Annotated in this window: 11 protein-coding genes; 6 read left to right on the forward strand and 5 right to left on the reverse strand. The window is 43.2% G+C overall.

Going from position 1 to position 10,887, the window contains the following annotated elements; all coding sequences use genetic code 11:
• The first annotated feature begins 21 nt into the window (after window positions 1-21).
• Window positions 22-1,008, forward strand: coding sequence for a GlxA family transcriptional regulator (locus L0U88_RS19330; RefSeq protein WP_234868285.1), 987 nt, complete (start codon window positions 22-24; stop codon window positions 1,006-1,008).
• Here the strand turns inward: L0U88_RS19330 and L0U88_RS19335 are convergent, their stop codons facing one another.
• The 3 genes from L0U88_RS19335 to L0U88_RS19345 are packed head-to-tail and all read right to left on the reverse strand — an operon-like array spanning window position 1,009 to window position 5,232.
• Entirely contained in the window at window positions 1,009-3,474 is a 2,466-nt protein-coding gene (locus tag L0U88_RS19335; RefSeq protein WP_234868287.1) for an alpha-L-rhamnosidase-related protein, read from the reverse strand.
• Window positions 3,475-3,525: 51 nt separating this feature from the next.
• A complete protein-coding gene (gene dctA / locus L0U88_RS19340; protein WP_234868289.1) occupies window positions 3,526-4,773 on the reverse strand; it encodes a C4-dicarboxylate transporter DctA in 1,248 nt (415 codons plus the stop codon).
• 42 nt (window positions 4,774-4,815) lie between these two features.
• Complete coding sequence (locus L0U88_RS19345) at window positions 4,816-5,232, reverse strand: hypothetical protein (RefSeq protein ID WP_234868291.1); 417 nt, start codon at window positions 5,230-5,232, stop codon at window positions 4,816-4,818.
• A 131-nt stretch (window positions 5,233-5,363) separates the two neighbouring features.
• Here L0U88_RS19345 and L0U88_RS19350 point away from each other — a divergent pair, with 131 nt between their 5' ends.
• The 3 genes from L0U88_RS19350 to L0U88_RS19360 all read left to right on the forward strand — a co-directional run bounded on the left by L0U88_RS19350 (window position 5,364) and on the right by L0U88_RS19360 (window position 7,069).
• Complete coding sequence (locus L0U88_RS19350; RefSeq protein WP_234868293.1) at window positions 5,364-5,837, forward strand: RNA polymerase sigma factor; 474 nt, start codon at window positions 5,364-5,366, stop codon at window positions 5,835-5,837.
• On the forward strand, window positions 5,827-6,441 hold the full coding sequence (locus tag L0U88_RS19355) for a hypothetical protein (RefSeq protein WP_234868295.1): 615 nt from the start codon (window positions 5,827-5,829) through the stop codon (window positions 6,439-6,441). Before L0U88_RS19350 ends, L0U88_RS19355 begins: the two co-directional genes overlap by 11 nt.
• 70 nt (window positions 6,442-6,511) lie before the next feature.
• Window positions 6,512-7,069 (forward strand): YciE/YciF ferroxidase family protein, encoded by a 558-nt coding sequence (locus L0U88_RS19360; RefSeq protein ID WP_234868297.1) that lies wholly within the window; start codon window positions 6,512-6,514, stop codon window positions 7,067-7,069.
• Between the two features lie 53 nt (window positions 7,070-7,122).
• Here L0U88_RS19360 and L0U88_RS19365 read toward each other — a convergent pair whose 3' ends face one another.
• Both L0U88_RS19365 and L0U88_RS19370 read right to left on the reverse strand, forming a co-directional pair.
• Entirely contained in the window at window positions 7,123-7,845 is a 723-nt protein-coding gene (locus L0U88_RS19365) for a LytR/AlgR family response regulator transcription factor (protein ID WP_234868298.1), read from the reverse strand.
• On the reverse strand, window positions 7,832-8,893 hold the full coding sequence (locus L0U88_RS19370) for a sensor histidine kinase (protein WP_234868300.1): 1,062 nt from the start codon (window positions 8,891-8,893) through the stop codon (window positions 7,832-7,834). The genes L0U88_RS19365 and L0U88_RS19370 overlap by 14 nt, the downstream gene beginning before the upstream one ends.
• Window positions 8,894-9,105: 212 nt before the next feature.
• Here L0U88_RS19370 and L0U88_RS19375 point away from each other — a divergent pair, with 212 nt between their 5' ends.
• Complete coding sequence (locus tag L0U88_RS19375) at window positions 9,106-9,501, forward strand: DoxX family protein (RefSeq protein ID WP_234868302.1); 396 nt, start codon at window positions 9,106-9,108, stop codon at window positions 9,499-9,501.
• 47 nt (window positions 9,502-9,548) lie between these two features.
• Window positions 9,549-10,715, forward strand: coding sequence for an iron-containing alcohol dehydrogenase (locus L0U88_RS19380; RefSeq protein WP_234868304.1), 1,167 nt, complete (start codon window positions 9,549-9,551; stop codon window positions 10,713-10,715).
• Window positions 10,716-10,887: the final 172 nt, after the last annotated feature.

The following is a 10,887-nucleotide window of genomic DNA, read 5'->3' on the forward strand; positions in this document are numbered from 1 at the left end:
ATTTTCGTGTACTTTCATACTATGAAATCGATCTCCATCCTGGTTCCTCCAGGTGCGGTTATGGAAGCCGTTGCAGATCCCAGGTATCTGTTTACGACTGCCAACCAGTTCCTTGAAGCAGCCGGCAGGCCTCCTCTGTTTTCCATTCAATTGGTCGGACTTGAAAAACAAACCAGTTTACTGGATGGTGTATTTTCCATTCAGGCCGATAAACTTATCAGCGAAGTGGATCAAACAGACCTGATCATCATTCCTGCAATTTCAAGTCCGATTGGTCCGGTGCTGGAAAAGAATAAGGCATTTATCCCCTGGCTGGTGAAACAATACCAGAAAGGCGCAGAAATCGCATCTCTTTGCCTGGGAGCTTTCGTGTTGGCGGAAACCGGTTTGCTGGATGGGAAAAAATGTTCGACACACTGGGCCTTTTACAATGAATTCAGGGAACGATATCCGGAGGTGACTATTATGGACGGCCATATCATCACAGAAGAACAGGGAATTTATTCCAGTGGTGGCGCGAATTCCTATTGGAACCTGCTGATTTATCTCCTTGAAAAATATACCAACCGCGAAACAGCTATTCTGGCTTCCAAATATTTTGCAATTGATATTGATCGGAACAGCCAGACAGTCTTTGCGATTTTTAACGGACAGAAAGACCATGCTGATGAAGACGTCAAAAAAGTGCAGCATTTCATCGAAAAAAATTTCACAGAAAAATTATCGGTTGAAGAGCTCGCAAAAACAGTTGCCATGAGCCGCAGAAGCCTGGAACGACGTTTTCGACAAGCAACTAACAACACCGTAGCAGAATATATCCAGCGCGTTAAAGTGGAAGCTGCCAAACGCAGCTTTGAAGCAACCCGCAAAAACATCAATGAAGTAATGTATGATGTAGGATATACCGATACGAAAGCATTTCGGTCCCTGTTTAAAAAGATAACCGGACTCAACCCGGTTGCCTACCGGAACAAATACAATAAACAGTTGCAGGCATTGGAAAACTGATTACTCCACCTCAATAAGTATGCGTGCTACCCGATAGGCCAGGCTGGACTGGTACTTCACCTTTTTCCTATTGATCCGGATCTTTTTGGATCGCCAGCTTTCCGGCATTTGGATAACAGCCGTTCTGCCGGGGGGCAGTTGGTAGTCCCACTTTGAACTTGCTCCTGTTTTTTTCCAGTTCACCTGAACCAGTTCATTATCTCCTAACGGAACTGCACCGTTTGCCCATTCAATTTTATTGCCATCATAGGGTTTAATGGATATCTGCGTATAACCGGGACTATAAGATGTAATACCCAGCAGATTGACGGAGCAAAACAGTAGTGGAGAGCCACCCCAGGCATGACTGTAATCGCCCCTGTAACCGGTAGCACTGAGATCCTGCCAGTTTTCTTTCAAGGTATAAGTACTGGTATCAATACCATTCTTCCAGCGATCTACCAGTGAAAGCCCCTCGTCTGTTTTATTAAGTTTGGACATAGCTGCCAGCACATAGGACATAAAATAAGGCTGTAATTCATAGTCCTGTTGTGTTACAACATAACGCATCAGCGACTCCATCCTCTCAGGCTGAGTTATTCCGTATAAAACCGCCAGTGTATTAAAATGAGCACTGTAGGTTATGATGCTGGTATCAGCAGGAAGCCAGAAAGAAGGAGACACCTTACTCATTCCCGGAATACCATCACGATACAGCTTTCTACCGGGGTCCCATAACCGAACTTCGATACCGGTTCGGATACTGTCTGCCAATTGATTGTACCAGGAGGCCCTTGATAAATACGCGGTGGCAACCGATTTTTTACTTCCCCATTCGTGTAACCAGGCCAGGTCTCGCAAAGCTTTATAATAGAAGGCTGTCATGTAACCGGTGCCAATCATAGCGGGAGGATGATGTGCATTAAACCGGTCGATTTTGATCCAGTCCATGAACATGTAATTGGGTGCATTGGCAACCAGGTAATCCTTATTGAGATAGGATCGGAAAAGCAGCATCAGTTGATGCGTATGCGGCAACAATTCAGTTAGAATGGATGCATCGCCAGTGTACTGGATATACTGGTGTAACATCTGCACCCAGATCAGGGAATAGCTTGTATGGAACATCCGGTACTGATTCTTTTCCATCATTTGTGCAGTCTGAACCAGGTTTTGCCGGGTTAACCAGGCATCTCCGAAAGCATACCAGGCATTGAGTGATTCGATAAAATAATCACCGGTACAGGCATTGGGTTCCTGGTGCATGGGCGAATCATAGAACATATCACCCATGCAAAGTTGCGTGGTATAGCGGGCGATGGACCAAAGCCTGGTGTAGAAAGGATCTGAGCAGGAAAAACTGCCCCGGTACACCAACGGATAACTGGTAAAGATGGCTTCGAAAGCCGTAAAGTTCACCGGCATTTTCGAAGCAACCCGAACCTTCAGGTACCTGAAGGCGGCGAGGTTAGGAGAGCGGTACTGGTTCATTCCCTTTTTGGCAATGATTCTGATGGCGCGTGATGGACTGGCTACATAATCCTTCTTTTCAAAAGGCATGATTTCAATCGTATCTCCTTCATTGGCAATAAAGCTGCACTGTATCCTGGCAACCCGGTTACGTTCGAAATCCAGCAAAAATGAAGAATCTGCCAAAAAACGTTCAGGCATGGGGGTTAGTGGCTGAATGGGCGCCTGCATCAATTCAGGAATATTGCTCCGAAACAAGCGGGTTTTGGAAAGATCTTTCTGCACAGCCGCTTTTTTCCAGGTGGAAGCATTAAAACCAGGTTGGGACCATGCTTCGGGTTCGATGCCTGCCTGCCACTCCAGCCAGTCGCCTTTTTTTTGCAAGCTGGTATCCAGCATAGCCTGCCAGCTGGCATCGGTGCGCAGGAGCGTCTGGTCTCCAGATTTAATTTCTGCGAGTAAGCCACCATAGGTGCTGGTTATTTCAGACCATTCAAGTGCATAACTGAACACTTCAACAGCAATGGTATTATTTCCATCCTTCAAAAGAGAACTGATATCGTATATACTGTAATACCAATAATCAGGAGCTTTTGTATCATCATAATCTCCACCCGTATTAACCGGGCCCTCAGCAGAAAGTATACCGTTTATATATAACCGAAAACGCACATCTGCTGTACAATACAGGTACACCGGTGAATTGCCTGGTTTCCAGTTCATCTCTTTCCGAAAGAACACGCGATAGGGAGTAGTCCTGGTTTCAGATCCCAGCCAGGTAGTTTTGGTGCGTTGAAACGCTGGATATTCATCGGGATTCAACCAGATCCAGTCGGCCGTCCACTTTATTTCCGGCATTAGGTGGTCGGGATGAAACTTATAAGGCGCAACAGCCGGGCTGCCATCCACTTGCTTCAACTGAAATGGAACGGTGTTGGTTTGAGCTGTCAGACTGCCGACCCCATTAAACACAAGTAAAAGAAAAATTAAACACCTGCCTGGTAATATTGAACGCATGCATACTATTTTATTGAAAGAAAGTGTACCATTCAGTAAGGCTGTAACCAATCAGGCAGGCTCTTTGCCCTGGTCCACCACTGCTCTGTAAGTAGGCAGATCAAGGGCATCTTCCATTTTGGCAATAACAATGGTAGCAACAGAGTTTCCAATAAAATTAACTACTGCCCTGCCCTCACTCATGAATCGATCTACACCGATCAGCAGCGCCAACCCTTCCAGGGGAATAATTTTTAACGCCGTAAGTGTAGAAGTAAGAACGATGAATCCACTACCGGTTACACCTGCTGCACCTTTACTGGTAATCAGCAGGATACCGATGACGGTTAGTTGCTGCCCCAGGCTGAGTTGGATATCAAAAACCTGGGCCAGGAAAATAACTGCCATACTAAGGTAAATGGTAGTACCATCGAGATTGAAAGAATAACCTGTTGGTACAACGAGTCCAACTACTTCTTTTTCACAACCTGCATTGGTGAGCTTTTCCATCAGTGAGGGCAGTGCAGCTTCACTGCTGCTGGAACCAATTACGACAAAAATTTCCTCCTTAATGTATTTGAGCAGTTTCCAGAGATTGATGCGGTAATACAGGCAAATAAGGTTGAGTACCACAAAAATGAAGAGAAAGCCAGTCAGGTAAAAAGTCAGCATCAGTTTACCGAGCACTGCCAGCGTTCCGAAGCCATATTCACCAATTGTATAGGCCATTCCCCCAAATGCACCAAGCGGACTAAGACGCATGATGATGTGAAGGATATTAAAGAGCACCTTATTGATCTTGTCAAAAGAAACCAGCAGGCTGTTACCGGCGGAACCGGTCATTTTTAAGCCAATTGCAAATAAGATGGAGAAGAAAAGTACCTGCAGGATATCTCCTTTGGCGAAAGCATCCACTACATTGGAGGGGACGATATGCGTGAAAAATTCAGCCCAGTCCATTTCCCCTGCCTGTTGTGCTATTTTTTCCACCTGCTTATTGGGTCCACCACTGAAATGCACGCCAGCCCCGGGTTTCACAAGGTTTGCTGTAATCAGACCGATTATCAGTGCCAGGGTTGTTACCACCTCAAAGTAGATGAAAGCCTTAAGTCCGACCCTGCCAACTTTATTGAGATCGCCTGCTCCGGCAATGCCTGCCACCACTGTGAAAAAAATCACGGGAGCGATTACCATCTTGATCATATTGATGAAGGTTTCGCTGATCAGTTTGGCACCGGGTGCAAAGGAGGGAAACAGGGCTCCCACCAGGATACCTGCGAGAATACCAATAATAACCTGTACGTATAGGTGACGAAGCATGCCGAAAAACTAACAATAAAATGGGAATTGAATCCCGAAACCCTAAAATAAATCCTGGTTGCTCAGATCAATCCGATATACATCTGTTTGGTTTCGGGGGATATTCTCAATGAAAAAACCGCCTGGCTCGGGGATAATTTCAGCAAAATCAAAAGCCGTGCAGGCTTTGGGAAGAGCTTCAAACACCAGGGTAAAGCGAATGGTTTGTCCCTGCACAATGGGTGTCCAGTTGGGAGCAATCGAAATATTGGAAGCATGCAGCAGCTGACTTTGGAAACCCGAAGCCCGGTCGATCAGAAAAGTAGTTTTCCAGATACGCACCAGTTCCCAACTGGCCCGGCAGGTGATGGAGGCGTGAACAATCACCTGGCCTGCTTCATCAACGGAGGTAAGCAGTTCCTGGTCAATTGCCAGTTCGGTATCCGCAACAGGTGCTTTGGTAGGGGTATGAGTGGTCATACTGCTGTGTCAAGTTACTATAAAAAATTTGAGGCTCTTGTAACGAAACCGGAAATTGGGCGACTATCTATACTATCAACTGGAAGAAAATTACTGTGAACAACATATCGGAGAAAGAATTTTTAGAACGGATGGAAGCAAACCGGGGCATCCTTATCAAGGTATCCAGGTTGTATATGGACAGCAGGGAGGATCAGGAAGATCTTATCCAGGAAATCGTGCTGCGCTTATGGACCAACTACCAGCAGTTTGAAGGCAAGAGCAGTTTTTCAACCTGGATGTACCGGGTAGCGGTAAATACAGCCATCACGTTTCTGCGCAAAGAGAAAAGACAGCCGATACTGGTTACTGAAACTGAAAACCTGCAAGAGCTGAAAGCTGATGACCATGCTTCCGAACAGGCACAACAAATGAAGATTTTTTATAAAGCGGTGCAGTACCTGAATTCAATTGAAAAAGCCCTGATCTTTTATTTCATGGAAGGCTTATCACACCGCGAAATCGGTGCACAACTTGGTATAACAGAAAATAATGCCAGGGTGAAACTGAGTCGCACCAAAGAAAAATTACAACAACTAATAAAACAACTTGGATATGAATCTTGATGAACTGCAGCAAGCATGGGGTAAGGAAGGCTCGGATAGTGAACCGTTGAACCTGGTGCTTGAGAAATTACGCAAAGCGCATCAGCCGCTTGACAGAATCCGGATTAATATGAAAAATGAGCTTTTTTATCAGAGTTTCGCAATTCTGATAATGGGATTCTGGCCCATTTATTTCAAGTTCAATCAACAATTCAGCATCGCTTATTACAGCATTTACGCTTTGTTGATAATGGTATCGCTCTATTATTTTTTGCGATTCTACCGGTTTTTTAAAGCGTCACATCAATATACAGGCAATTCAAAAGACAATTTATATGAACTGTATTATGAGATCCGCCTGAATATGGAAGCCTACAAATCCTTCTCTTTTTTATTGGTACCCTTTGCCATGATTGCAGCCCTCTTGATTGTATTTAACAGGAGGTTATTGAAGTACCCGGACAAACAATTAATGGAAGCTGGGGATTGGATTGTGATTCCTGTGGTGCTGGTATTGATGACGGTATTTATTATTTGGGCAACCAACTGGTGGGTAGAAAAGTATTATGGAAAACATGCAAAGCAGATAAGAAAATTATTGGATGAGTTAAAAGAGCCTGAATAAACCGTTGGTGGCATAGTTTTTTTGATCAAAGGGCAGATAATCAGATCCATTAACCAATAAACCTTTTTGTATGCCTACAAAAAAAGCAGCCAACAAAAAAGCAGCACCAAAAAAAGCAGCCAAAATACCCGCTAAAAAAGATGCCGCCAAAGACCTGTCTTCCCTTTTTGAAGACGGATTAAAGGACTTGTACTGGGCGGAAAAAGCCCTGGTGAAAGCACTCCCTAAAATGGAGAAAAATGCTTCCGATGCCAAATTGAAAAAAGCAATTGGGAACCACCTGGAGCAAACCCGAAATCATGTAACCCGTCTGGAAGCCTGTTTCAATGCCCTTGGAAAGAAAGCCCAGGCAAAGAAATGTGATGCCATGCAGGGATTACTGGATGAAGGAAAATCCATCATGGAAGAAACTGAAGCAGGTTCTGTGCGGGATGCCGGCATTATTGCAGCTTCCCAGAAAGTGGAGCATTATGAAATTGCCAGTTATGGAACCTTGGCAGCTTTTGCGAAAGTACTCGGACATAAAGCTGCCTTGCAGGAGTTACTTAAAACTCTGAATGAAGAGAAAAAGTGCGATGAGTTGCTAACTGGAATTGCAGACACCAATCTCAATACAAAAGCAATGTAAGAAGGGAAAATATTCCCCAATATGAGTCCGCCTCTGTTAAGTGGCGGACTTTTTTACAGTAAGGGGTCACCTAATAAAGAAAGCACCAATTCTTTATAACTTCTGCCAATAGGTAGTTGAATGCCATTGATTTCCACTTCAGTTGCATTAAATGCCTTGATTTTATCCCTGGCAACAATAAAGGAACGATGGATCCTGAGAAACCGCGCCTTATCAAGTTGCTGATCGATATCCCCCAGCGCGTATTTCGTGAGATAGGCCTGTTGCCGGGTTACTATGGAGATATATTCCTTTTTACTTTCTATGTACAAAATTTCACTGAGTTCAATTTTGACCCTTTTCTTATTTACATTAATCAGAATATAAGGAGCTTCCAATTCTCCAACAGGCTGACGTGCAAGCTGTGTTAGTACAGGATCTATATTTTTCCTCACTTTATTAATTGCGGAGAGGAACCGATTAAAGCTGATGGGTTTAAGCAGGTAATCAACAACATTTAATTCATATCCCTCCAGTGCATATTCCCGATAGGCAGTAGTAATAATAATCTGGGGTTGATTTTTAAGGGTGCGAATAAAATCATAGCCTCGTAGCTTGGGCAAGTGTATATCAAGAAAAATGAGATCGATCGGTTGCCGCTGTAACAACTCCAATGCATAGATAGCGTCTGAACATATTCCTTTCAGCTCCAGAAATGGTGTTTGCCTGATATAATCAGTTAATACTTCAGCAGCAAGTGGTTCATCTTCAACAATGATACAGCTATATTTTTCCATAACTCAGTAGGTTCAGGTCCAGGTGAATTCGAAAAGCATCCATCAAAGTTTGCTGTTGCAGGTGATGGTCGTGATAAGTTAGTTCCAACTGTCTTCTGGTATTATAAAGTCCAATATTCCCATACTGAATTTCAGTTCCTTTTTGTTCAATTGAATTTTCAATACTAAAATTCAAAAATCCGTCCTTTAACTTTAAATCTATGTGAACGAAGGAGTCGAATCGGGATTCACTTACACCATGCTTGAATGCATTTTCAACAAGCGGAAGGAATAAAAGTGGTATGATTCGCTGCGAAGGATCATCAATCTGTTTGGTGAAGGAGACCGTTAAACGTTCATTATAACGGATTTTTTCCAACTCAATATAATCTTCCAATACCCTGATTTCTTCCTGTATGGTGATGGTATCCACACTTGATTTATACAACATGAAACTCAGCAGTTCAGACAACTTCATAACCACTTCGGGGGCCTTATCAGATTTTTTTCGGGTAAGGGCATAAATATTATTGAGTGTATTAAACAGGAAATGAGGATTGATCTGATTTCTCAGCATCTGTAATTCTGTGTTCATCTTTTCCCGGATCAGCTCTTTCTCCCTTTCTTTATACTCCAGTTGCCTCATTCCAAATTCAATGGCAATCAATAAGCCGGCAGAAAAAATAATATCAACCAATAACAGCAACACACGCTGGAATCCAAGAATCGGAGCAAGTGGAAGCTGATTTTGATACGCATACGGCGCAACTAACCCGTGAGCAATTAGTCGCATGGAATAAATCGTAACGCAAAGCAGTAATACAATCTCAAGAAAATAAAAAAAGCGATCGCGCCCTTTTTTAATGACTCTATCCAATCCGATATTGAGTAAATAATACGCGAATACTATCTCTGGAATCAGGTACAGAATACCTGCCAAAACAGATCCGCCTGCCAGTTCATTGGCTGGAATAGTAGTAATAACCGCTTTTACCCATAAATATTCAATCAGGATTTTTAAAGAAAGGTAAAGGAACCAGTAGGTAATATGAATAGGTAACTTCTTCATGCGGATCAAAAGTCGATAAAAATGAAGTAAACCGAAAATAAAGCGCCGAACAGCAGGAATCTACCCACCAACGACAGTCAAGTTTGTAGTTATTTTGGATGAACTGATTTAACGTGTCGTATTTGTCCACAGAAAATACTCAAACTGTATCAGACGGCAAATAGGCAAACACCGCTTTCAACTAGCTTCATTGCATTAATTCTTATTTAAAGATGAAAGCAATTCTTAACAAACAGCACCTGGGTATATTTTTGTTCCGCGTATTCCTCTGCCTCCAGATTCTGTATGGAGTATTGGATAATATTTTAAGCTGGAATCGTATGCTGGAATTCAGGGATTTTCTCCAGTCAGAAGGATTTCCATTTCCACTGATAAGTGCGCTCCTTTCAGTTTATGGACAATTTTTTGCAGCTGTTTTCCTGTTGATCGGCTATAAATCCCGATGGGCCGCAGCTGTACTGGTCCTTAATTTTATTGTGGCTGCAGGTGTTCATCTGGCGAATCATGATCCCCTGCCAGACCTGTTTCCCGCTCTTAACATTCTGTTTGGAGCAGTACTTTTTCTTTTTAACGGGGCCGGGCGATTTGCGCTGGATGCAAACAATTAACAGGGCATCAAACAAGCCGGGACTATCTTTGTTAAAAGAAAAAAACCATGAATAGTTTCGAATATCGCAACCCCACTAAGATTCTGTTTGGCAAGGGGAAAATTCAAAAATTGAAGGATAATATTCCGGCTAATGCTACTATTTTATTTGCATACGGAGGCGGAAGTATTAAAAAAAATGGCATCTATGAGCAGGCTATGGCTGAGCTGAAAGAGTATAAAGTCATTGAATTTAGTGGAATTGAAGCCAATCCCCGTTATGAAACATGTATGCGGGCGGTGGAATTGAGCCGGGCAGAGAAAGTTGATTTTATCCTGGCAGTTGGAGGAGGATCCGTACTGGATGCCGCGAAATTCATAGCAATCGCCATTCCTTATGAGGGTGCTGATCCCTGGGAAATGCTTGTCAACCGTACGGCTGGTCAACAGAAAAAAGCAATTCCTATAGGAACCATCCTTACGCTTCCTGCCACTGGTTCAGAAATGAACGGGAGTTCAGTGATCAGCAGGGAATCCACCCGTGAAAAGCTTTCTTTCGGATCACCACTGGTATATCCAGCATTCTCCATACTGGATCCGCAGGTGGTAAAAAGTTTGCCGAAGATTCAGATTGCCAATGGTGTAATTGATGCTTATAGTCATGTATTGGAACAATACATGACCTATCCTTCAGATGCTCCTATCCAGGATAATTTTGCCGAAGGAATTTTCCGCACGCTGATTGAAATTGGTCCGAAAGTTTTAGAGAATCCAGCTGATGAAATCAGCGCCGGAAACTTCATGTGGGCCTGTACCATGGCACTGAACGGATTGATAGCGCAGGGTGTTCCTACCGATTGGGCTACTCATATGATTGGGCATGAACTAACGGCCTTATATGGTATCGACCATGCACAAACGCTCGCGATCATAGGCCCTAACCTGTATCGTGTAATGTTCTCCAATAAAAAACAGAAATTGGCACAATATGCTGAAAGAGTATGGGGCATTACTACCGGAACGGTAGATGAAAAAGCAACTGCAGCCATTGAGAAAACAGTTTCTTTCTTTCAGTCGCTGGGGGTTAAAACCCGTCTTTCCGAATATACGGGTCAATACCAGGAAACAGCCAGTATTATCCAGGACCGATTCAGCAAACGCAACTGGAAAGCCCTCGGAGAAAATGGCATTATTACATTAGATAAGGTAAAGGAAATAGTGGAGATGAGTTATTAATACTGAAATAGCTATTTCAGTCGACAAAAACCATCTGTAGCATTTAAAGGCCTGTTCGTTGAAATTCGGACAGGTCTTTTGTTTGTAACTGTAGATTTGATTCGCAAAGCAAAAAAGCTACATACTAATTTTCTCATGTTACATTTATGTGATTTGTAACGAACTCGGGGTG

Origin of the sequence: Flavihumibacter fluminis (genome assembly GCF_021491375.1) — a bacterium.
Classification (GTDB): domain Bacteria; phylum Bacteroidota; class Bacteroidia; order Chitinophagales; family Chitinophagaceae; genus Flavihumibacter; species Flavihumibacter fluminis.

What these genes read in the sequence shown, in the direction of transcription:
- L0U88_RS19345 (WP_234868291.1), bottom strand. Translation starts at nt 5,232, where the DNA reads ATGACCACTCATACCCCTACCAAAGCACCTGTTGCGGATACCGAACTG.
- L0U88_RS19360 (WP_234868297.1), top strand. Translation starts at nt 6,512, where the DNA reads ATGCCTACAAAAAAAGCAGCCAACAAAAAAGCAGCACCAAAAAAAGCA.
- L0U88_RS19335 (WP_234868287.1), bottom strand. Translation starts at nt 3,474, where the DNA reads ATGCGTTCAATATTACCAGGCAGGTGTTTAATTTTTCTTTTACTTGTG.
- L0U88_RS19375 (WP_234868302.1), top strand. Translation starts at nt 9,106, where the DNA reads ATGAAAGCAATTCTTAACAAACAGCACCTGGGTATATTTTTGTTCCGC.
- L0U88_RS19365 (WP_234868298.1), bottom strand. Translation starts at nt 7,845, where the DNA reads ATGGAAAAATATAGCTGTATCATTGTTGAAGATGAACCACTTGCTGCT.
- L0U88_RS19380 (WP_234868304.1), top strand. Translation starts at nt 9,549, where the DNA reads ATGAATAGTTTCGAATATCGCAACCCCACTAAGATTCTGTTTGGCAAG.
- dctA (WP_234868289.1), bottom strand. Translation starts at nt 4,773, where the DNA reads ATGCTTCGTCACCTATACGTACAGGTTATTATTGGTATTCTCGCAGGT.
- L0U88_RS19370 (WP_234868300.1), bottom strand. Translation starts at nt 8,893, where the DNA reads ATGAAGAAGTTACCTATTCATATTACCTACTGGTTCCTTTACCTTTCT.
- L0U88_RS19350 (WP_234868293.1), top strand. Translation starts at nt 5,364, where the DNA reads ATGGAAGCAAACCGGGGCATCCTTATCAAGGTATCCAGGTTGTATATG.
- L0U88_RS19330 (WP_234868285.1), top strand. Translation starts at nt 22, where the DNA reads ATGAAATCGATCTCCATCCTGGTTCCTCCAGGTGCGGTTATGGAAGCC.
- L0U88_RS19355 (WP_234868295.1), top strand. Translation starts at nt 5,827, where the DNA reads ATGAATCTTGATGAACTGCAGCAAGCATGGGGTAAGGAAGGCTCGGAT.